The 21,643-nt window shown below is 63.6% G+C and carries 17 protein-coding genes; 11 read left to right on the forward strand and 6 right to left on the reverse strand.

Annotated elements, in window-relative coordinates:
* Positions 1–236: 236 nt before the first annotated feature.
* The 4 genes from NCR93_RS07535 to NCR93_RS07550 form a co-directional block, all read right to left on the reverse strand.
* A complete protein-coding gene (locus tag NCR93_RS07535; protein WP_008349482.1) occupies positions 237–1,520 on the reverse strand; it encodes an MFS transporter in 1,284 nt (427 codons plus the stop codon).
* A gap of 44 nt (positions 1,521–1,564) precedes the next feature.
* Positions 1,565–2,566 (reverse strand): sugar kinase, encoded by a 1,002-nt coding sequence (locus NCR93_RS07540; RefSeq protein ID WP_008349480.1) that lies wholly within the window; start codon positions 2,564–2,566, stop codon positions 1,565–1,567.
* Between the two features lie 56 nt (positions 2,567–2,622).
* Positions 2,623–3,432 (reverse strand): sugar phosphate isomerase/epimerase family protein, encoded by an 810-nt coding sequence (locus tag NCR93_RS07545; protein WP_175982234.1) that lies wholly within the window; start codon positions 3,430–3,432, stop codon positions 2,623–2,625.
* A gap of 141 nt (positions 3,433–3,573) precedes the next feature.
* The gene (locus NCR93_RS07550; RefSeq protein WP_008349476.1) at positions 3,574–4,464 is read right to left on the reverse strand and encodes a LysR family transcriptional regulator; all 891 of its coding nucleotides are present in this window, start codon (positions 4,462–4,464) and stop codon (positions 3,574–3,576) included.
* Positions 4,465–4,578: 114 nt separating this feature from the next.
* Here NCR93_RS07550 and NCR93_RS07555 point away from each other — a divergent pair, with 114 nt between their 5' ends.
* The 4 genes from NCR93_RS07555 to NCR93_RS07570 all read left to right on the forward strand — a co-directional run bounded on the left by NCR93_RS07555 (position 4,579) and on the right by NCR93_RS07570 (position 10,356).
* The gene (locus NCR93_RS07555; RefSeq protein WP_008349474.1) at positions 4,579–5,649 is read left to right on the forward strand and encodes a YeiH family protein; all 1,071 of its coding nucleotides are present in this window, start codon (positions 4,579–4,581) and stop codon (positions 5,647–5,649) included.
* Between the two features lie 75 nt (positions 5,650–5,724).
* A complete protein-coding gene (locus NCR93_RS07560) occupies positions 5,725–8,655 on the forward strand; it encodes a molybdopterin oxidoreductase family protein (protein ID WP_175982235.1) in 2,931 nt (976 codons plus the stop codon).
* Positions 8,656–8,666: 11 nt separating this feature from the next.
* Positions 8,667–9,398 carry a 4Fe-4S dicluster domain-containing protein gene (locus NCR93_RS07565; RefSeq protein ID WP_175982236.1) on the forward strand — a complete coding sequence of 244 codons (732 nt, stop codon included), beginning with the start codon at positions 8,667–8,669 and terminating at the stop codon, positions 9,396–9,398.
* A 19-nt stretch (positions 9,399–9,417) separates the two neighbouring features.
* Positions 9,418–10,356: a dimethyl sulfoxide reductase anchor subunit family protein gene (locus NCR93_RS07570; RefSeq protein ID WP_175982237.1), complete on the forward strand. Its 939-nt coding sequence runs from the start codon at positions 9,418–9,420 to the stop codon at positions 10,354–10,356.
* Positions 10,357–10,377: 21 nt separating this feature from the next.
* On the opposite strand, the gene NCR93_RS07575 is transcribed toward NCR93_RS07570, so the two are convergent.
* Positions 10,378–11,619, reverse strand: coding sequence for a cystathionine gamma-synthase family protein (locus tag NCR93_RS07575; protein WP_175982238.1), 1,242 nt, complete (start codon positions 11,617–11,619; stop codon positions 10,378–10,380).
* A 191-nt stretch (positions 11,620–11,810) separates the two neighbouring features.
* On the opposite strand from NCR93_RS07575, the gene NCR93_RS07580 reads away from it, so the two are divergent.
* The 7 genes from NCR93_RS07580 (at position 11,811) to NCR93_RS07610 (ending at position 19,183) form a co-directional block, all read left to right on the forward strand.
* Positions 11,811–12,545: a glutathione S-transferase gene (locus tag NCR93_RS07580; protein WP_175982239.1), complete on the forward strand. Its 735-nt coding sequence runs from the start codon at positions 11,811–11,813 to the stop codon at positions 12,543–12,545.
* Between the two features lie 26 nt (positions 12,546–12,571).
* Entirely contained in the window at positions 12,572–13,375 is an 804-nt protein-coding gene (locus NCR93_RS07585; protein ID WP_175982240.1) for an aldo/keto reductase, read from the forward strand.
* A 154-nt stretch (positions 13,376–13,529) separates the two neighbouring features.
* Complete coding sequence (locus NCR93_RS07590; protein WP_008349459.1) at positions 13,530–15,266, forward strand: ClcB-like voltage-gated chloride channel protein; 1,737 nt, start codon at positions 13,530–13,532, stop codon at positions 15,264–15,266.
* A 228-nt stretch (positions 15,267–15,494) separates the two neighbouring features.
* The gene (locus NCR93_RS07595) at positions 15,495–15,761 is read left to right on the forward strand and encodes a hypothetical protein (RefSeq protein WP_008349457.1); all 267 of its coding nucleotides are present in this window, start codon (positions 15,495–15,497) and stop codon (positions 15,759–15,761) included.
* 39 nt (positions 15,762–15,800) lie between these two features.
* Entirely contained in the window at positions 15,801–16,043 is a 243-nt protein-coding gene (locus NCR93_RS07600) for a DUF2795 domain-containing protein (RefSeq protein ID WP_034473428.1), read from the forward strand.
* A 503-nt stretch (positions 16,044–16,546) separates the two neighbouring features.
* A complete protein-coding gene (locus tag NCR93_RS07605) occupies positions 16,547–16,939 on the forward strand; it encodes a DUF2946 domain-containing protein (protein ID WP_175982241.1) in 393 nt (130 codons plus the stop codon).
* A 156-nt stretch (positions 16,940–17,095) separates the two neighbouring features.
* Positions 17,096–19,183 (forward strand): TonB-dependent receptor family protein, encoded by a 2,088-nt coding sequence (locus NCR93_RS07610; RefSeq protein WP_250496840.1) that lies wholly within the window; start codon positions 17,096–17,098, stop codon positions 19,181–19,183.
* Positions 19,184–19,198: 15 nt separating this feature from the next.
* Here NCR93_RS07610 and NCR93_RS07615 read toward each other — a convergent pair whose 3' ends face one another.
* Entirely contained in the window at positions 19,199–21,580 is a 2,382-nt protein-coding gene (locus tag NCR93_RS07615; RefSeq protein ID WP_034473425.1) for an AsmA family protein, read from the reverse strand.
* Positions 21,581–21,643: the final 63 nt, after the last annotated feature.

A 21,643-nucleotide genomic window follows, 5' to 3' on the forward strand; every position in this document is an offset into this window, starting at 1 on the left:
TGATGCGCGACGGCACAACTTGGAATCCCCCAAAACCATGATCCTTACCAACTCAACCCTTGACGCTCAATACAGTTGCTTTCTTTGCACAGGACCAGAGTAAGCGCTAAAGCGCTAACTCTGGTCGACGGCAAAGAAAGTGACTGCCGCCCCGCACAGGGGCAGTGCCAATAGACCGACACGACAACGGGATCCGGCGAAACCGAAAGCAAAAGCGAAAAGCGAAAGCAAAAACCTCAAGGCCTCACAACAACCCCAGCCCGAACCGCCGCCTGCGGCTTAACCGCCAGCGTAAGCCAAACAGCCATCAACAACGCGGCGCTCATGAAAACGTAAGAGGCAGAGGGCGATCCAGTAGCCCCATTCAAATACCCCACAAAATACGACCCGACGAACGACCCCAACGCCCCCATGCTATTGATGAGCGCCATCGCCCCCCCGGCGACATTCTTCGGCAGCAACTCCGGCACGATCGCAAAGAACGGCCCATAGGGCGCATACATCGCAGCCCCTGCGATCACGAGCAACGCATAAGAAGCCCAGAAGTTCGTCGACCCGAGAAGGTAGGAACCGGCAAACGCCACCGCGCCGATCAGCAGAAACGGCCACACAAAAGCCTTGCGTGCCTGAAGCTTGTCTGAGGCCCACGAAGCCAGCAGCATCGCGATGGTCGCCGCAAGATACGGCACCGCCGACAGCCAGCCCGTCTCGACCATCCCGAGCGTCGATCCGCTCTTGAGAATCGAAGGCAGCCACAGCACGAACCCATACACGCCGATGCTCCAGCAGAAATACTGCGCACACAGCTTGATCACCGCCGGCGACTTGAACGCCTCGCGATAGTTCTTCACCGGCTTGATCGCGGCCTGCTCGGCGCGCAAGGTCGCATCGAGATCGTTCTTTTCCTGATCCGTGAGCCAGCTCACCTGTGCGGGCTTGTCCTTCACGATGAACCACCAGATCACCGCCCACACCACCGCCGGCAAACCTTCCGCGATGAACATGTGGCGCCAGCCGAACGAGTTCACGAGATAACCGGATACGACCGACATCCACAGCACCGTCACCGGATTGCCGAGAATCAGAAACGTATTCGCACGCGAGCGCTCCGACTTCGTGAACCAGTTCGCGATGAAGACGAGCATCGCCGGCATCACCGCAGCCTCGACGACGCCGAGCACGAAGCGGATCGCCATCAACGAAGGGATATTGCTCACCATGCCCGTGAGCGTCGCGCAGCCGCCCCACAGCACGAGACTCCAGAACACGAGCTTCTTCACGCTGCGCCGTTCGGCATAGATCGCGCCCGGAATCTGAAAGAAGAAATAGCCGAGAAAAAACAGCGCGCCGATCAGCGAGGACAGTCCCTTGCTGATGCCCAAATCCTGATTGATGCCCGCCGCCGCCGCGAAACCGTAGTTGGCGCGGTCGAGATACGCGAGGCTGTACGTGATGAAGACGATCGGCATGATCGCCCACCAGCGGCGCACGGCCAGCGTGGGATTGGAAGAACTTTGCATGGTTGTCTCCGAACGCAATTCGGTTGAGTCTCGGTTGGTGGCTTTCAAGCCAGATCGAACGCGGCTTTGGCCGTCTTGTCGTTGGAATCCTGTGCTTCGAGCAGATCGAGCGCGGCGCGCGTCGGCAGTCCTTCGCTGTCGCCGATCACCTGAATCGCCAGCGCGCCGATGCGATTGCCGCGCGCGATCGCGTGACGCACATCGCGTCCCTCGAGCAGCGCGCTCACGACGCCGACCGCGAAGCCATCGCCCGCGCCGACCGTATCGACGACCTTCTCGACCGGCACGCCCGGCACGATGCCCTGCTCGCCGTCCGCCGTGCGGAAATACGCGCCGTGCGCGCCCAGCTTCACGACGACGCCCTTCGCTCCCCGATCGAGATAAAACGCGGCGATGTCCTCGGGCTTCGCATAGCCCGTCAGCGTCAATCCTTCGGACACCCCCGGCAGCACCCAGTCGGCGAGCGCGGCGAGCGCATTGAGCGATTCGGCCATCGCCTCGCGCGACGGCCACAGCGTCGGACGCAGATTCGGATCGAACGAGATCGTCTTGCCCGCTGCCCGCATTTCGCGGGCCATGTGGAACGCAAGCTCACGCGAGGTCGCCGAGATCGCGGGCGCCACGCCCGTCAGATGCAGATGACGCGCGCCGAGCACGTAATCGGCGGCGTAGTCGTCGAGCGACAAATGGCTCGCGGCCGAACCCTTGCGGAAATACTCGACGGCCGGATCGCTGCCGTCGTCGCACTTGCCTTTGAGCTGAAAGCCCGTCGGATAACGCTCGTCGATCGTCACACGGCGCGCGTCGATGCCTTCGGATGCGAGTACGTCGAGCACATAGCGCCCGAACGAATCGTTGCCGACGCGGCTCATCCAGCCCACCTTGAAACCAAGGCGCGACAAACCGATCGCGACGTTCAGATCCGCGCCCGCGACGCGCTTCGTGAATTGACCGGCCTTCGCGAGATCGCCGGTAACGGCGGCGACGAACATCGTCATCGCTTCGCCGTAAGTGACGACGTCGAGGACTTCAGGCTTGGCTTGCATGTCGGGTTCCTTTGCAGATGAATGCTGAATGCAAAATGCGTAATTCAAAGTGGCATTCAAAATGCCGCGATTCGTGCGACCTGGCGCGCCGCGTCGGCGTCGAGCGAACCGTCCGCGCCCGGAATGAACGGATATTCGATGCCGCGCGGCACATCGCCCGGCAACTGCGCGAGCAGCGTCGCGAAACGCGCGTCGCCGTTCGCGGGCGCGGCGGCAAAACGGCGCGCGCCCTCGGCCATCACCGCCTTGCAGTGCACATACGCGACGTGCGGCGCGAGGCGCTGCGCCGCGTCGAGCGGATCCTGCTCCGCCCAGTGCCAGTTTCCGGTGTCGAAAGTCATCGCGAGGCCGCTTCGCGCGGGCAGCGCGGCGAAGAGCGCATCGAACGCGCCGATCGTGCCGCCTGCCTTCAGCTGTCCGTTTTCGACGACGACGCGCGCTTTCGACGCGGCGATCGCCGACATCAGGCGATCGAGCGTGGCCGGATCGGTCGCGACACCACGCTCCGCGCCGCCCAGTTGCAGCTTGACGATGCGCGCGTCCATCGCCGCTGCCTCGTCGATGGCGAGCCGCAGCGAATCGAGATCGAGCGCGCCGTCGTCGCGGAACAGCGTCGCGGGCGTCGAATGGACGGCCCACAATCCGTGCGCGCGAATCCGTGCGCCGAGCTGCGCGAGTGCATCGGGCTGCGAATTGGCGTCATCGGCGAACAACTCGCGACGCACTTCGAAACCATCCGCACCCGCGCGCGCCGCGACCGCCGCCCACGCGGCGTGGCCATCGCGACGGATCGCATCGGCGCCGAACGCGCTCGCTACGATCACGACTTCTGCGCGGTTTTCATCGATGCGGGATTTTTGATTCACTCGCTTCTCACTATGGGTTTTGGCCTCGAAATTCCTCGGTGGAACCGGTTCCATAAACGATTTTCGAAAAGGACGCCGCAGCGCCCCTGTTGAGAACGAATGGTGCGTCAGACCGCCATCGACGCGCCATAGTGGAATTCCCTAGCCGATGAGACCCGGTTCCTCGCACAACTCCAGGAAACGCGCCGCGACGCGTGACGGCGTTGCCGCGTGCGGCAGCAAAATGGAAAAACGCCGCGTGAGCGGTCGCGGCGCGATACGCACGCGACGCAACGCGCTGTCCTCGTGGCGGATCGACATCGCCGATACGAAGCCGATGCCCATGCCCGCGCGCACCGCCTCCTTCACGCCCTCGACGCCCGCGATTTCCAGCGCGACGCGCATGGGCGCATCGCAATCGGCGAACGCGCGCTCGATGATCTGCCGCACGCCCGAGCCGGGCTCGCGCAGCACGAGCGGATGCTCGCTCAGCTGATCGAGCGTGGCGGCATCGCGCCCGTCGGCAAGCGGATGACCATTCGGCAGGATCGCGACGATTTCGTCCTCGCGCCACGGTGTGACGGTGGTGCCGAGCGGCAGATCGTGTCCCGGCGCGCCTTCGACCAGCGCAATATCGAGCGAGCCGAGCGCAGCGACGATGTCGGCGGTATTGCCGTCGATGGTCGTCACGACGACTTCCGGAAAGCGCTTGTGAAACGCAGCGATCAGATACGGCAGCAAATAACTCGCTGGCGTCGTGCTCGCGCCGATGCGCAGCGTGCCGCGCTCCAGCCCGCGCAATGCGTCGCGCAGCGCGTGCGCCGCGCGAAATGTCTCGCGCAGGCGTTCCGCATGGCCGAGCAACTGCTCGCCGGCTGCGGTCAGGCGCACGCCGCGGCCATCACGCTGATAAAGCGGCTCGCCGAATTCCTCCTGCAGCAGGCGCAACTGCCCCGACACTGCGGGCTGCGACAAATGCAAGGCCACCGCCGCCCGGCTGATGTTGCCGTGCTCTGCGACCGTTGCGAACGTTATCAGCTGTTCCGGGGTCATCTGTTTTAAATATAAGGTGGTCCGATACTTCCCATTCTAAATCACGATTTTTCATATTCATATATCGAGAATAGGATTAGCCCATCGAGTCATCATCGTCAAACGGGTTCATCCATGTCCACGGTTCAGTCCGCCCAAACGCTCGCGCCGGCCGCATCATCCAGACGCGGGCAACTCAACGGCATTCTCTTCGTCGCCTTGTTCGCCGCCGCCGTCACGCGCCTCGCTTCGCTGCCCGCTATCGCCGGGCTCGGCATCAGCCCGCTGATCGTCGGCATCGTCGCGGGCGCGATCTACGGCAATGCGCTGCGTCACGGCATGCCGGAAAGCTGGGCGGCCGGCGTCAACTTCTCCGCGCGCAAGCTGCTGCGCATCGCGGTCGCGTTCTTCGGGCTGCGCATCAGCCTTCAGGAAATCGCGCAAGTCGGCGTGTCGGGTTTCACGGTGTCGGTGCTGGTCGTGGTCAGCACGCTCGTCATCGGTACGTGGGCCGGCATGAAGCTGATGAAGCTCGATCGCGATACCGCACTCCTCACGGCAGCCGGCAGCGCGATTTGCGGCGCGGCCGCGGTGCTCGCGTTCGAATCGACGTTGCAATCGAAGCCGCACAAGAGCGCGATGGCGGTGGGCAGCGTCGTGCTGTTCGGCACGCTCTCGATGTTCCTCTACCCGCTCGCGTTCAACGCCGGCTGGCTGCATCTCGATACGCTCGGCGCGGGCCTCTTTTTCGGCGGCACGATTCACGAAGTGGCGCAGGTCGTCGGTGCGGCGAGCAACGTCAGCCCGGAAGCGACGCATATCGCGACCATCGTCAAGATGACGCGCGTGATGCTGCTCGTGCCCGTGCTGCTCGTGATCGGTTTCTGGATCAGCCGCTCGCGCAACACGGCGGACGGCGCGGCGCAAGGCAACGGCAAGATCGCGGTGCCCTGGTTCGCGCTCGGCTTTCTCGCGCTCGTCGTCGTGAATTCGCTGCACGTTCTGCCCGATGCCGCCACGAGCACGATCAACACGCTCGACACCTTCGCGCTCACGATGGCCATGACCGCGCTCGGCATGGAGACGCGCATCGCGCAGATCCGTCAGGCCGGCCCGCGTGCGCTTGCAACCGGCGCGATCCTGTATGCGTGGCTGGTCGGCGGCGGCCTCGCGATCACGCTCGGCGTCGAACGCCTCTTCGGCTGATCGATCGCCGATGCAGTGAAGTACCGAATCGCGCGAACGTCCCCGTCGCGCGATAACGCTTTAGAAGGAGCACTCATGGAACACGGCGCTCGTACCCAGAACGAGAAGCTCGATGTCAAGACCACGACGTGCTACATGTGCGCGTGCCGTTGCGGCATCCGCGTGCATCTGCGCGACGGCGAAGTCAGATACATCGACGGCAATCCGAACCATCCGCTCAATCAAGGCGTGATCTGCGCGAAAGGCGCGTCGGGCATCATGAAGCAGTATTCGCCCGCACGCCTCACGCAGCCGCTGATGCGAAAACCCGGCGCACTGCGCGGCGAAGCGCAGTTCGAGCCGGTCTCGTGGGAGCTCGCGCTCGATACGCTCGAAAAGCGTCTCGCACACCTGCGCGCCACCGATCCGAAAAAATTCGCGCTCTTCACCGGACGCGACCAGATGCAGGCGCTGACCGGCCTCTTCGCGAAGAACTTCGGCACGCCCAACTACGCGGCCCACGGCGGCTTCTGCTCGGCGAACATGGCCGCGGGCATGATCTATACGATCGGCGGCTCGTTCTGGGAATTCGGCGGCCCGGATCTCGACCGCGCGAAGCTCTTCTTCATGATTGGCACGGCGGAGGATCATCACTCGAATCCGCTCAAGATCGCGATATCGAAATTCAAGCGCGCGGGCGGACGCTTCATCGCGATCAATCCGGTCCGCACGGGCTACGCGGCCATCGCCGACGAATGGGTGCCGATCCGCCCCGGCACAGACGGCGCGCTTTTCATGGCGCTGATCCACGAACTGATCGCCGCCGACGCCTACGATCACGAATTCGTCACGCGCTATACGAACGCGGCCGAACTGCTCGATATGAACGAAGCGAGCGACACGTTCGGCCTTTTCGTGAAGGACGAAAGCGCGGCCGAATCGAATCCGCTCTTTCCGCAGAATCATCTTTGGTGGGACACGAAGACGAATCGCGCGGTCGCGCATCACGCCGACGATGCCGCGCCCGCGCTCGATGGCCGCTACACGCTCGACGACGGCACGAGCGTCGCGCCCTCCTTCGCGTTGCTGCGCGAGCAGGTCGCAACGTGCACGCCGGAATGGGCCGCCGAGATCACCGGTATTCCCGCCGCGACGATCGAACGCCTCGCCGCCGAAATGATCCAGACGAGCCGCGATCACAAGATCACGCTGCCGATTCAATGGACCGATTGTTGGGGCAGGAAGCACGACACCGTGACGGGCAACCCGATCGCCTTTCACGCGATGCGCGGTCTCGCCGCGCACTCGAACGGCTTCCAGTCGATCCGCGCGCTCGCCGTGCTGATGTCGCTGCTCGGCACGATCGACCGTCCGGGCGGTTTCCGGCACAAGTCGCCGTTTCCGCGCGCGGTGCCGCCATCGGCGAAACCGCCGAATCACCCCGATCAGGTGAAGCCGAACACGCCGCTCGCGAGCGGGCCGCTCGGCTGGCCCGCCGCGCCGGAGGACCTCTTCATCCACGACGACGGCACGCCGGTTCGCATCGACAAGGCGTTCTCGTGGGAATATCCGCTCGCGGTGCACGGCGTGATGCACAGCGTCATCACGAACGCATGGCGCGGCGATCCGTACCCCATCGACACGCTGATGATCTTCATGGCCAACATGGCATGGAACTCGTCGATGAACACGATGGAAGTGCGCAACATGCTCGCCGACAAGCACGTCAACGGCGAATACAAGATTCCGTTCATCGTCGTGTGCGATGCGTTCCAGTCGGAGATGACCGCATTCGCCGATCTCATCCTGCCCGACACGACCTACCTCGAACGACACGACGCAATGTCGATGCTGGACCGCCCGATCTCCGAGTTCGACGGTCCCGTCGATTCCGTGCGCGTGCCGGTCGTGCCGCGCACCGGCGAATGCCGTCCGTTCCAGGAAGTGCTCGTCGAGCTCGGCAGCCGCCTGAAGCTGCCCGCGTTCACGACGCCCGAAGGCACGCGCAAGTATCGCGACTATCCGGATTTCATCGTCAATCATCAGACGGCGCCGGGGTCGGGCGTGGGCTTTCTGATCGGCTGGCGCGGCAAGGACGGCAAGGACGCGCTCGTCGGCGAGCCGAATCCGAATCAATGGGAAGAGTACGCAAAGCACGATTGCGTCTACCACTACACGCTGCCCCAAGAGCTGCAATACATGCGCGGCCAGAACGGGCCGTACCTGCAATTCGCCGTCGATAAAGGTTTTCGCAAGTTCAACGAGCCGATCCTGATCCAGCTCTATTCCGACGTGATGCAGAAGTTCCGCCTCGCCGCGCAGGGTCGCACGAAAGGCCGGCAGCCGCCGGAACACTTGCGCGCACGCATCGAGGAATATTTCGATCCGCTGCCCTTTTGGTACGCGCCGCTGGAACTCGATACGACCGATCTCGCGCAGTATCCGCTCGCGGCCGTCACGCAGCGCCCGATGGCGATGTATCACTCGTGGGACTCGCAGAACGCGTGGCTGCGGCAGATTCACGGCGAGAACCTGTTGTACATGAATCCGCGCATGGCGAAGGCGAACGGCATCGAGGACGGCGGCTGGATTTACGTCGAATCGCAATGGGGCAAGGTGCGCTGCATGGCGCGCTATAGCGAAGCCGTCGAGCCCGGAACGGTGTGGACGTGGAACGCGATCGGCAAGGCATCGGGCGCGTGGAGCCTCGGTCCCGACGCGAACGAATCGCAGCGGGGCTTTTTGCTCAATCACCTCATCACGGATGAGCTTCCTGCGTCCGCGCGCGAAGGCCTGCGCTTTTCGAACTCCGATCCGATCACCGGACAAGCCGCGTGGTACGACGTGCGCGTGCGCGTCTATCCCGCCGAAAGCGATGCCGATCACACGCTGCCGCAATTCGCGCCGATGCGTCCATCGCCCGGCATGACGGGATCGGTTCAACGCGTCGTGCAGACGTACTTCGCCGGACGCGGCGAGTTCGCGGCGCGCTTGCGCAACGCCATCAAGCGCGACGTAAAAAACTGAAGGAGACCGGCATGACTCAAATGGCCCTGGTGATCGATCTGAACGTCTGCGTCGGCTGCCACGCCTGCGTGACGAGCTGCAAGGAATGGAACACGTCCGGCGAAGCTGGCAGTCTCGCGGATCAGCGCCCGTACGACGCCGATCCGTCCGGCACCTTCTTCAACCGCGTGCAGACGTATGAAGCCGGCGAATTTCCGCTCGCCGATACGATCCACTTTCCGAAGTCGTGCCTGCACTGCGAGGATCCGCCGTGCGTGCCCGTCTGTCCGACCGGCGCGAGCTACAAGCGCAAGGAAGACGGACTCGTGCTCGTGGACTTCGACAAGTGCATCGGCTGCAAGTACTGCGCGTGGGCGTGTCCGTACGGCGCGCGCGAGCTCGACGAAGCGCGCAAGGAGATGACGAAGTGCACGCTGTGCGCCGATCGCATCTACAACGAGGCGCTGCCCGAACGCGATCGCAAGCCGGCGTGCGTGCTCGCGTGTCCGACGTCGGCGCGGCTCTTCGGCGATATCCACGATCCCGAGTCGGTCGTGTCGAAGGCGATCGAGGAGCGCGGCGGCTATCAGTTGATGCCCGAATGGGACACGAAGCCCGCGAATCATTATTTGCCGCGTCGTCCCGTGAATGCGTGCAGCAGCGGCGGCGGCTCGTGCGGCTGTCAGTCTCAAGACGCCGAAGCGCCGGACGCACCCGGAGCGCACGGCGAACTCAATCTCGCGTCGATGGCCGTGCGCGTCTGACTTTCATCGGAGCTCGAACATGAAACCCGCGTTTTCCGTCGTGTTTCTCACGACATTGAGCGGCGCCGCGCAAGGCTTGCTGATTGCGCTCGTCGGTGTCGAAGCGTGCGCGAAGCTCGGTCTGATCGACGCGCCTTCGCAACTGTTCTTCATCCTCGGCGCGGCGTTGTCGGTCGTGCTCGGCGGGCTGGGCCTCGTCGCATCGTTTTTCCATCTCGGGCATCCCGAGCGGGCATGGCGCGCCATCGCGATGTGGCGTACGTCGTGGCTGTCGCGCGAATGCCTGTGCCTGCCCGCGTTCCTCGGATGCGCCGCGTTGTACGGCTTCGCGCACTGGCTCGGCGCGCCGTGGTCGCTTGCCGTCGGCGTGATCGGCGTGATCGCGTCGGCGGCGCTTTTCGTCTGCACCGCGATGATCTACGCATGCCTGCGCTTCCTGCAGGAATGGGCGACGCCGCTCACGATGGTCAACTTCGTGCTGCTCGGCTGCGCATCGGGATTCACGCTGGCGACCGCGTGCGCCGCGTGGCTCGCGCCGTCACTGGCGGCGGGTCTCGCCGCTTGTGCGTGCACGTTGACGCTCGCGGGCTGCGCGACGCGCGTCGCCGCGCTCAAGCGCAATGCGAAGCTGCGGCCGAAATCGACCGTGCAGAGCGCGACCGGCATCAAGGGGCCGAACGTCGTGCAGAAGTCGCGGGGCTTCACGGCGGGCGCGTTCAATCTGCGCGAGTTCTTTCACGGACGCTCGGCGCAAGCGATCGCGCGCATCAAGTGGACGTTTCTCGTCGGCGCGTTCGCCGTCCCCTTCGTGCTGATGCTGCTCGGGATCGGTGCGCAATCGGTCGCGCTCTTCTGCCTCGCGTGCGTCACGCAGTATCTCGGGCTCGTCGCCGAGCGATGGTTCTTCTTCGCCGAAGCGCGCCATCCGCAGAACATTTACTACGCGCGCGCCTCGTAGTGCGCGAGGCGCGCACCAAGGTCATGCCGCGAGCTTGAGCGCTTGCTCGAAATCGGCGATCAGATCGTCGATATCTTCGATGCCCGCCGAAAGCCGCAGCATGCCGTCGGAAATGCCCATCGACTTGCGCACTTCGGGGCCGGCTTCGAAGAAGATCGTCGGCGCAACGGGAATGATGAGCGTGCGCGTGTCGCCGAGGCCCGTCGCCTTGACCGGCAACTGCAGCGCGTTGACGACATCGATCATGCGGTCTGCGCGGCGCAACTCGAACGACAGCAGCCACGACGCACCCTTGAACAGCGCCTGAGCGATCTCGTATTGCGGATGACTCTGCAATCCCGGATAAAACACGCGCCCGATGGCCTCGTGCTTCTCCAGATACTGGGCGAGCGCGAGCGCGTTCTCGCTGCACTTCGCGACGCGCAGGGCGAGCGTTTCCGCGCCCATCGCGATGGAATGCGCCTGCTCAGACGACAGCGACGCGCCCATGTCGCGCAGCCCTTTCTTGCGGACTTGCAGCAAGCCCTGTTCTTTGGATGGCGATTTGCGGTAATCATCGGCGATGTTCGGATAGGCGCTCCAGTCGAAGAGACCCGTGTCCGTCACCGCACCGCCGAGCGCCGCGCCATGACCCGCGATGGTCTTCGTCAGCGAATTGACGACGAGGCTCGCGCCGACCGCCTTGGGCCGGAACAGCGCCGGCGACGTGATCGTGTTGTCGACGACATACGCGAGGCCGCGCTCGCGGCACAACGCGCCGATGCCTTCGAGATCGGGAATCTGCGTGCCGGGGTTAGCGATGGTCTCGACGAACACCATGCGCGTATTCGGCTTGATCGCGTTCGCGACGTTCTCGGCGGAAGTTGCATCGACCATCGTCACTTCGATGCCGAGCGTGCGCAGCGTGCCGAACAGGCTGTTGGTGTTGCCGAAGACGTAGCGGCTCGATACGAGATGATCGCCCGCGCGCAGCAAGGTCAGGAAAATGGCGGTGATTCCCGCCATGCCGGTGCCGAAGCAGATCGAGCCGATGCCGTCTTCGAGGCTCGTGATCTTGCGTTCGAGCGCGGCGGTGGTCGGCGTGCCCTGACGCGCGTAGTTGAAACCGCCTTTCTTCGTGCCCTGGAAGACGCCGATCAGATCTTCCACGCGCTCGAATCCGTACTGAACCGATGTGTGGATCGGCTGGCGCACGCCGCCGTGCTCGCCGCCCGCGTTTCTGTCGCCGTGAACGATGCCTGTGGTGAAGCCTTGCTTGTTCATCTCTTCTCCGCTACTCGAAAACGCAAAACATCGATTTTGCACGATTCGCGACGAGTCATGGCATCGCCGCGCGACGGGAACGCGTGTTGCTCGTCCGCCTCTTCGTTCGCGCGTTTTCCGCCGAACGTCAAAAACGCGCACACTCACGCTTCGCCGCCGATGCGGCATGCCCCGACGAGGAGCCCTTTCTCATGGCTTACGAACTCTACTATTGGGACGGATTGCAGGGCCGAGGCGAATTCGTCCGGCTCGCGCTCGAAGATGCGGGCGCCGAATATATCGACGTCGCGCGCGAATCGAAGAACAGCGGCTACGGCATGGACGCGATGATGAAAGTCCTGAACAGCAAGACTGAGCCGCATATTCCGTTTGCGCCGCCGTTTCTCAGGGACGGCGAGCTGATCGTCCCCCACGTCGCGAACATTCTTCTTTATCTCGGGCCGAAGCTGAACCTCGCGCCGAAGGACGAGGGCCTGCGCTACGTCGCGCACGGCCTGCAACTGACGATCGCGGATTTCGTCGCCGAAGTGCACGACACGCATCATCCGCTCGCGACCGATCTCTATTACGAAGATCAAAAGGACGCGGCGAAAATCCGCACGCAGAATTTTCTGGACAAGCGCGTGCCGAAGTTCATGAAGTACTTCGAGCGCGTGCTTGCGCAGAACCCGCACGGCGATACGCAGATGATCGGCGATACGGCGACTTACGTGGATCTGTCCATCTTCCAGATCGTCGATGGCCTGCATTACGCCTTTCCGCGCGCGATGAAGGAGTTCGGCGCGCAGTATCCGCGCGTGGCCGCGATTCATGATGCGGTGCTGCAACGGCCGAACATCGCGGCTTACGTCGATTCGGAACGGCGCATCCCGTTCAACGAATCGGGCATTTTCAGGCACTATCCCGAACTCGATCAGGACGCTTGAAACCTCGACACTCACCAGGAGCCAGCATGGTAGAAACGATTCCTTCATTCGGTCTCGGCACGTTTCGCGTCGATGCCGCGAAGACCACGAACGCGGTGAAGAGCGCATTGCAGCTCGGTTATCGCCATATCGACACCGCGCAGTACTACAACAACGAAGCGGCCGTCGGTCAGGGCGTGCGCGAATCGGGCGTGGCGCGCGACGATATCTGGGTAACGACGAAAGTCTGGTGGGAACGGCTCTCGCACGACGCGCTCGTCGCGAGCCTCACGGACAGTCACGCGAAGCTCGACATCGGCACGATCGATCTCGCGCTCGTGCACTGGCCGTCGCCCGACGGCGCGGTGCCGATCGCCGAAACGCTCGCGGCGATGCAGGAAGCGCAGAAGCTCGGGCTGATTCGCCATTACGGCGTGTCGAATTTCACCGCGCCGTTGCTCGAAGAAGCGCTGAAGGCGCCGGGCGGCGACGCGATCGTCACGAACCAGATTGAAGTGAGCCCGTTTCTCGCGAACCGCGCGCTCGTCGATGCGACGCAAAAGCTCGGCGTGAAAGTGACCGCGTACATGCCGCTCGGCGAAGGGCGCGCGCATACGGACGCGACGCTCAAGGCGATCGCCGGGAAGCATGGCGCCACGCCCGCGCAGGTGACGTTCGCATGGCTGCTTTCGCGCGATATCGTGGTGCTGTCGGCATCGACGAATCCGGAGCATCAGAAAGCCAACTGGGACGCGCAGAAACTGAAGCTCGACGCCAACGACATCGCGAAAATCGATGCGCTCGACGAAGGCAAGCGCAATGCGAATCCGCCGTTCGCGCCGAAGTGGTGACGCGCGATTGCTCCGACGAAGCCCGGCCAGGCGTGTGCCGGGCTTTTTTTCGACTCTGACGAACGCGTTTCGACGTCCGCAGCGCCGCCCTGCAATGCTATCCTTGCGAGTCCCTTATTCCATTTGCTTCTAAGCATTCCACGATTTCGCAAAAGTGCTCTCCTTTCTGCTCAAGCTCCGTACACGGGCCCAACGGCTTTTCCGTCTGTCGGACTCGCATACGATGCTCGTCTGGGCGGTGGTCGTCGGCGTGGCCGGTGCTTTCGCCACCTCCGTCTTTCGCGAAGGCATTGAGATCCTTCAGCGGCTCCTCGGCAATCATTCGGAAGGTCTCGTCGCGCTCGCGCAAAGCCTGCCCTGGCCCGTGCGCGTGCTGTTGCCCGCCGTGGGGGGTCTCATCGCGGGCGTCTGCCTGCTGATCGCCCGCAAGCGCGCGAGCAAGAATGCGAGCACGGACTACATGGAAGCCGTCACCATCGGCGATGGCGTCGTGCCCGTCTGGCAAAGCGTATGGCGCAGTTTGTCGTCGCTCATCACGATTTCGAGCGGCGGCTCGATCGGTCGCGAAGGGTCGATGGTGCAACTCGCCGCCCTCGTGTCGTCGCTGATCGGGCGCTGGGTGCACTTCGATCCGCCGCGCCTGCGTCTGCTCGTCGCGTGCGGCGCGGCGGCCGGAATCACGTCGGCGTACAACGCGCCTATCGCCGGCGCGTTCTTCGTCACCGAACTCGTGCTCGGCTCGATGGCGATGGAAAGCTTCGGCCCGATCGTCGTCTCGTCGGTCGTCGCCAACATCACGATGCGCGAGTTCGCCGGCTACAGGCCGCCGTACGAGATGCCGGTGTTCCCGACCGTCACCGGCATCGAAGTGCTGCTCTTCGTCGTGCTCGGACTGCTCTGCGGCACGCTCGCGCCGCACTTCCTGCGGCTGCTCGCCGAATCGAAAAAACGCTTCTCGACCTTGCCCCTGCCCTTGCCCGTGCGCCTCGCGCTGGGCGGGCTGATCGTCGGCGTGATATCGATCTGGTGGCCCGAAGTCTGGGGCAACGGTTACGAAGTCGTGAACTCGCTGCTGCACGAACCGTGGACCTGGACCGCGCTGCTCACCGTGCTCGTCTTCAAGATCATCGCGACGGCGGCCACCGCCGGTTCGGGCGCGGTCGGCGGCATCTTCACGCCGACGCTCTTCGTCGGCGCGGTGCTCGGCTGTCTTTACGGCATCGGCGTGCATTCAATCTGGCCGGACTCCACGTCCGCGCCCTTCGCCTACGCGATGGTCGGCATGGGCGCGTTTCTCGCCGCGGCCACGCACGCGCCGCTCATGGCCATCCTGATGATCTTCGAGATGACGCTGTCGTATCAGGTCATGCTGCCGCTAATGGTTTCGTGCGTGATCGCGTACTTCATCGCGCGCACGTCCGAGCAGACGTCGATGTACGAAGTCACGCTGCGGCGCACGCGTGAAGAGAAAGAGCGCCTGCGTCTCGCCGCGACGCAGATGCGCGAGCTCGTCAAGCCCGCCGATACCGTCGTGCCGCTGTCCGCGAACATCAAGGACATGACGCGCGTGTTCCTCGAATATCCGGTGAAGTATCTGTACGTCGTCGATGACGCCGGGCGCTTTCAGGGCGTGGTGGCGCTGAAGAACATCACGTCGGATCTGCTCGACGACAAGACCTGCGCATCCAAAACCGCCGCGGATTATCTTCAGCCGGAATTCGACGTGCTCACGCCCGACATGTCGCTCGGCGAAGCACTGCAGCACTTCCTCGCGTTCCAGGGCGAACGCCTGCCGGTCATCGAAAAAAAGACGCAGCCGTTGCTGCTCGGCGTCGTGTACAAAACCTCACTTCTGGACGCATACTTCCGTCTGAACCCGACGTCGCGCTGAAACTGCGCAGCCGTGCAATTTCGCGGCGCGTCACGCTTCGCGTGCGCGCGTTTCGCGCGGGTCGGATCGACTTCACAATTCACTCGAAGTATGTCTGCGCGACGCCCACTCGTCGCGCCCGTGTGCGCGGCGCTGTCATGGTCCGAGCGCACGGCGGGTGGCGGAAATATCCATCGGCATAGGCTTTGCTTGGTCTTTTCTGCTGCCTACGTGAGGAGGGGTTGCCCGATGAAGACCTCAACGTTGTTGTCGATGGCTCTGGTTTCCGTCTCGTGCTATGCCGCGCCGCTGCACACGAGTTCGACCGACGAATCCACCGCCGCCATTGCCGCGACGCGCGCCGCGCTGCGCGTGAACGCCGCGCCCGTATCGCCGCCCGCGCCCGAAGTCGCGGCGCAGGATCTCGATCACGCGCGCTGGCGTCATGTGCCGCTGCCGAAATCGCGCACGCCGAGTCACGGCATGGCGAGCCAGACGATTCAGGTCCAGACCTGACGCGCCTCCTCATTCACTGACTCGACACCGGACCTCGGAATGACCGACACGCACGCAAAACACGCCTTGAACGACGAGCCGATCGACAACGAGATCGCCCAGGTATTACGTCTCGTGAAGTACCCCGCCAACAAGGACGCGATCGTCGATGCCGCGCGCGAGGCGGGCGTATCCAACGACGTCATCACCGTGTTCGACGGCCTGCCCGAGCAGGACTACACGGACGCGAATTCGGTCGAACAACTGCTGGGCAGCAACGGCGGTCCCGGCATTTCGATCTGAACCTGGCGCGCGGCACGATCGCGATGCACGCGCTCGCCCGTCTTCGATCAGGTCGTACAAATCTTTATTCATCAAAGACTTAACGCGTCTACGCGAGGCTTTTCAACACTACTGTCCACAGAAATTGTGGATAAGTCGGGCATCGCATCGATGTCGCGCGCGCGAGCGAAAAAGTGGCGCGATGCGCGTCGCGCGGGGATTTCAGCGCGAAATCAAGAAACTAGATGAGTCGCCAAGCGGTTTTCCACAGCCCTTTCCCCGTGCGCTGGGGATAAGTTATACAAAGCCCGATACGCATTGATGCAACCTGAAGCGCGCATGACTTTTCCTTCGGCATCAGTCATTTAGCAGACTTTTAGGCGCGTTTTCAACAGGGTGCTCCCCAATTGATGGGGACAACATGTCCGCGCGCTGATGGCGAAATTTATGTCCGCTTTGCTTTGTAATACAAAGTAAGCGGGTGGCATAATCCCGCCACTCGGGATTTGCAAATCTTCGTCCTCATGCGCAGTCGCTTCCATCAACGAACGGGTTCACTGCTGGCATTGCTCGCAATGCTGCTGATCACGTTCGCGCCGATGGTCTCGCAACTGATCGCCGCCAGCGCGCATGCCGACGAACTCACCGCCGAGCTCTGTTCGGCGCATGCGTCGACAGTCGAGCGTTGGGGCGGTCATCATTCGACGCATTCGACAGACACGCTCGCGCATCTCGACGACCAGGCTTGCGGCTACTGTCACTTCTTCGCGCACGCGCCCGCCATCTCTGCTGCACGCGCCCCCGCAGCGCTCGACGTTCCTGCACGCCGCAGCGTCGCGGCCGCGCGGATTCGCATCGAGCGTCCCCCGCCTCCTTTCACCACTGCGCAGCCTCGCGCCCCTCCGGTTCTCGTCTGATTCGTCCTAACGGATCGATTGCCTTTCGCGGCATCGAACGGCGCCGCGCGTCCATCGCGCCGCGCTCATTCATCACGAATTCGAAGAAGAACCATGCTCACTTTCAGCAAGGGGCGGCGTCGTGCCGTCCGCACACGCAGAAGCGAGGACGCTGCCATGAAGCGACTCGCCCGACAACGCGCCCTCATGACGGGGCTCACCGCGCTCGCCGCGACCCGCGCATTCGCGCAGGCCGAACCCGCGACGCTTCCCGCCGTCATCGTTCAAGGACAGGCGCAACATTCGCTGACATCGCAAAACGTCGCCGATCAGAAGCGCACGCTCGACGCGACGGTCGGCTCGGTCGGCTTCGTCGATAGCGCCGATTACCAGAACACCTACGCCTTCACGTTGCGCGACGTCCTCAAGAACGTGCCCGGCGTGTTCGTGCAGAACCGCTACGGCCAGGAGTTGCGCCTCTCGATTCGCGGCTCGGGCCTCGCGCGCGGCTATCACACGCGCGGGCTGGAGATACTGCAGGACGGCATCCCGACCAATCTCGCCGATGGCAGCGGCGACTACTATCAGATCGACCCGCTCGCGCTGCAATCCGTCGATGTCTACAAGGGCGGCAACGGCCTCGCGTACGGCTCGTCGATGATGGGCGGCGCGATCGATTTCGTCACGCCTTCCGCCTACACCGCCGATGCGCCGAACATCGTGCGGCTCGAAGGCGGCAGCTTCGGCACGATCCGGGGCAGCGCGCAGTTTTCGCGCGTGATGGGTCCGCTGGATTTCATCGGCACGTTCTCGGTGAATCATGCGGACGGTTATCGCGATCACGAGCGCGGCCAGTACGAGCAGTTCAACGCGAATATCGGCTATCGCTTCTCGCCGGATGTGGAGACGCGCTTCTATCTCGGCGCGTATGTCGTCGATCAGCAGCTTCCCGGCACGCTCTCGCTTTCCGACGCGCTCGACAATCCGACGAAGGCATCCGCGAGCGCGCTGGCGGGCGATCAGGCGCGCGATACGCGCACCGAGCGCATCGCCAACAAGACGACCGTCAAGCTCGATGTCGGGCAGCTCGATATCGTCACATGGGCAATCCACAAGAGTCTGTATCACCCGATCTTCCAGGTCATCGATCAGGACGGCTGGACCTACGGCATCGCGCCGCGCTATACCGCGACGTTCAACGTGAGCGGGATGCGCAACGATGTCATCGCGGGCGCGCGTTTCTTCGGCGGCAACACGCAGGCGCGGCAGTACGTGAACGTGTCGGGCAACGAAGGCGCGCAAACGCTCGATTCGACGCAAAGCGCCTACAACTACGAGGCGTACGTCGAAGACCGTCTGTTCTTCCTGCCGACCGTCGCGCTGATGGCCGGCTTCAAGGCGTTGCGCGACGTGCGCAAGTATGTCGATCACGGCGGGCTCGCGGCCGATCCGAACTACAAGTCGGCTAGCGAGACATTCAGCGGCGTGAATCCGAAGCTCGGGTTGATGTGGCAGCCGAATCGCGACATCCAGGCGTATGTGGACATTACGCGCAGCCAGGACGTGCCGGATTTCGGCGATCTCACGCAGACCTTTTCGAGCACGACGCAATTCACGCCGCTCACGTCGCAGCATGCGTGGACGCTCGAGCTCGGCACGCGCGGCACGCGCGATCGCGTGAGCTGGGACGTCACCGCGTATCGCTCGCTCGTGCGCGACCAGTTGCTTCAGTACACGACGAATCCCGACATACCGGCATCGACGTTCAATGCGAACAAGACGGTGCTGCAGGGCATCGAAGCCGGCGTATCGGTCGATGTGTGGCGCGACGTCACGCACGCGGGCGCGGGCGACAGGATCACGCTGTCGGGCTTGTGGAACCTGAGCGATTTCCGCTTCAAGGACGATCCGCAGTACGGCAACAACCGCATCGCGGGCGTGCCGGTGAACGTGTTGCGCGCCGTGCTCGGCTATGCGCGGCCGAACGGCTTTCACATTTCCGCATCCGTCGACTGGGTGCCGGCGGGCGCGTGGGCCGACGACGCCAACACGTTGCGCGTGCCGGGCTATACGCTCATCGGCGTGCAGGCGGGGATGGATTTTCGCAACGGCCTCTCGGTGTTTCTCGACGCGCGCAATCTGACCAACAAGCGCTACGTGAGCGACATCAGCACGATCGCGGATGCGCGCACCGCGTCGTCGACCGCGATCTTCTATCCGGGCGAAGGCCGCAGCATCTTCGCGGGCGTGCGCTACGCGTTCTGAGCGCGCGGCGGCGACTTAGCTGCCGCGATACTGCGCGGCGCTGGCGGGCGCCGGCGCCGCCGGCTTCTTCGCGTCCTTATCCTTGGACTTGGCCACGCCGGTCGCCGCCGCATCCGACGACATGTACGCCGGCGCCGCCTTCGCCTTCTGCTTCTGCCCTGCGGGCGGCGCGGTCGGCGCTTTGCCGATATCGGCGAGCATCTGCTGGCAAGGCAGCGGCTTGTTGTTGCTCGGCGCGATGAGCGGAATCAGCGCCGCGAACGGATTGATGAGACCGAGACCCACGGCGGCCGCGCCGCGCAGCGCGAGCACCGGACTCACGCCGACGTGCGGATCCTTGAACGTGCCCTTCACGTACAGCGGCGAGCGCAGGGAGAAAATGCGCAGGCCCTTCGTGTGCGGATGGATGCCGAGATCCATGTCCTCGGTCTTCAGATTGATCGTGCCGTCGACATTGATGACGGCATCGTCGGTATCGAGCGCGAACACGCGCGAATCGAGCACGCCGTCGGTCACGACGAAATCCGCCGCCGCGCAGTTGATGTTCACGTCGCGCTTGCCGAAGAGCTTCTCGTAGACCACGTTCGCCACGTTCAGCCCCGCCGCTTCCATATACAGACGGCTCACGGTGCCTTCCGTGATGAGCGCCTTCACCTCGCCGTTCGATGTCGCCGCGAGCGCTGCGGGTGAATTGCCGGTCGCGGAAAGCGCGGCGTCGCCGTTGACCTCGCCGAGCGCGGATTGCATCGTCTTCACGGTCGGGAACAGCTGCTTGAGCTTCAGATGCCGCGCCTGCGCGGACACGCGGCCCTTGAGCGGCGCGGCGCTGCCGTCGAGATGAATGTTCGATGCGAGCGAGCCGCCCGCCACGCCGAACTTGAGCGGCTCGAACGACAGCACGCCGTCGTTCATGATGACGTGCGTGTACAGATCGGTGATCGGCAGATCAGGATCCTTGATGATGCGCTGGCCGGTGAACTTGACGTCGGCATCAATGGCCTTCCAGCGATCGGTCTTGAACTCTTCGGTCGGCAGCGCCTTCGACGACGGCTGCTTCTCCGTCTCGCCGCGCTTCGCCTTGCTCGCGTTCGAATCGGCACCGATGATCGGCGCGAGATCCTTGAACTGCAGCAGATGCGACACGAGCTCGCCCTTCAGGAGCGGACGCGGCTTCTTGCCCGCATAGACGAGCGAACCGTTGATATCGCTGCCGCCGACGCGCCCGGTGAAGTTCTCGTAGTGGAACACGTTGCCGTCCTCGCGGAACTGGCCGGTCAGACGCCCTTCGGTCGCGAACGGCGGCGTTTCGGGCAAGGTCACGCCCGTGAACGGATACAGATGCGCCATGCTCACCGCCTGAACCCACAGGCGCAGATCGAGCGCGGCCAGATGCGCCGGATCGGTCACGGTGCCGACGAACGCGATATGCGTGTCGCCGAGGCGCACGTCGGCCTGAACCGGGAACGGGCGCTTCGCGTCCTGCACGGCGAGCACGCCGCCGAGCTTGCCTTCGCCCGAAACCTTGCCGTTGTTGTACGTGCCCTTCACGGTCCAGCCGAATGCGTACGGCGGAATCGGCGGTTTCGGGCCTTCCTTGGTCGTGATGCTGGTATTGGCCGACGTGCTCGCCGGATTCGGCGCCGATGCGTTCGCCGCAGCCGCCGCCGATGCAGCCGACGCCGCCGACGCTTCCGAGGCCGCGGCCGCATCCGCTTGTTTGTTGAGCTTCGCCGCGCCGCTCTTGCCGACCATTTCCGCCGACGACTTCGCCGACGCCGCTTCCTGCTGCTTCATCACCTCGCCGATCGGCACGGCCTGGCCGAGCGTATCGATGACGACCTGCATCTCGGCCTTCGTGACTTCATCGTGGATATCGACGGTGCCCTTCGCGAGTGAAATATCGCCGAGCTTGAGATTCCAGGTCGACGGCTCGGTCGATTGCTTGAACTTGAACGTCCAGTTATTGCGATTGTCCTTGAGCCGCTCGACATCGATCGACGGATTCACGAGATTGATCGTCGGAATCACGATGTCGTGCGCGAGCAGCGGCAGCACTTCGACCTGGAAGTCGATTTCATCGAGCGTGGCGAAGTGCTGCTGACGCGCCCAGTCCGGATTCGCGATCGTGATTTTTTCAGCGGAGAAGCGCGGCCACGGCACCCAGCGTTTCCAGCCCGTCTCGTTTGGCGGACGCTGCCAGCCGACTTTCAGATCGCCGGTGATTTCAAAGCGGCGGCCGATTGCTTCCGATACCTTGTCGTCCACCCAGGGCCGCAGCCGGTTCCAGTCGAACGTCAGAAAAATGACCACCAGTATTGCGATCAGAACCGCCAGAACGGCAAAAATCCATGCGACGATCCTTCCGATTTTTTTTCCGGTCGTTCGGGCCTGCGCCATGACGGCTCCATCCTTTTTTGCTGATTATGATTGCGGCAGCACATCGTGTGCCCGCGGCTTATG

This window comes from Caballeronia sp. ATUFL_F1_KS39, assembly GCF_023630985.1.
Classification (GTDB): domain Bacteria; phylum Pseudomonadota; class Gammaproteobacteria; order Burkholderiales; family Burkholderiaceae; genus Caballeronia; species Caballeronia zhejiangensis.

Coding starts and splice junctions, on each gene's coding strand:
- NCR93_RS07535 (WP_008349482.1), bottom strand. CDS start 1,520: ATGCAAAGTTCTTCCAATCCCACGCTGGCCGTGCGCCGCTGGTGGGCG.
- NCR93_RS07540 (WP_008349480.1), bottom strand. CDS start 2,566: ATGCAAGCCAAGCCTGAAGTCCTCGACGTCGTCACTTACGGCGAAGCG.
- NCR93_RS07550 (WP_008349476.1), bottom strand. CDS start 4,464: ATGACCCCGGAACAGCTGATAACGTTCGCAACGGTCGCAGAGCACGGC.
- NCR93_RS07555 (WP_008349474.1), top strand. CDS start 4,579: ATGTCCACGGTTCAGTCCGCCCAAACGCTCGCGCCGGCCGCATCATCC.
- NCR93_RS07560 (WP_175982235.1), top strand. CDS start 5,725: ATGGAACACGGCGCTCGTACCCAGAACGAGAAGCTCGATGTCAAGACC.
- NCR93_RS07565 (WP_175982236.1), top strand. CDS start 8,667: ATGACTCAAATGGCCCTGGTGATCGATCTGAACGTCTGCGTCGGCTGC.
- NCR93_RS07570 (WP_175982237.1), top strand. CDS start 9,418: ATGAAACCCGCGTTTTCCGTCGTGTTTCTCACGACATTGAGCGGCGCC.
- NCR93_RS07575 (WP_175982238.1), bottom strand. CDS start 11,619: ATGAACAAGCAAGGCTTCACCACAGGCATCGTTCACGGCGACAGAAAC.
- NCR93_RS07580 (WP_175982239.1), top strand. CDS start 11,811: ATGGCTTACGAACTCTACTATTGGGACGGATTGCAGGGCCGAGGCGAA.
- NCR93_RS07585 (WP_175982240.1), top strand. CDS start 12,572: ATGGTAGAAACGATTCCTTCATTCGGTCTCGGCACGTTTCGCGTCGAT.
- NCR93_RS07595 (WP_008349457.1), top strand. CDS start 15,495: ATGAAGACCTCAACGTTGTTGTCGATGGCTCTGGTTTCCGTCTCGTGC.
- NCR93_RS07600 (WP_034473428.1), top strand. CDS start 15,801: ATGACCGACACGCACGCAAAACACGCCTTGAACGACGAGCCGATCGAC.
- NCR93_RS07605 (WP_175982241.1), top strand. CDS start 16,547: ATGCGCAGTCGCTTCCATCAACGAACGGGTTCACTGCTGGCATTGCTC.
- NCR93_RS07610 (WP_250496840.1), top strand. CDS start 17,096: ATGAAGCGACTCGCCCGACAACGCGCCCTCATGACGGGGCTCACCGCG.
- NCR93_RS07615 (WP_034473425.1), bottom strand. CDS start 21,580: ATGGCGCAGGCCCGAACGACCGGAAAAAAAATCGGAAGGATCGTCGCA.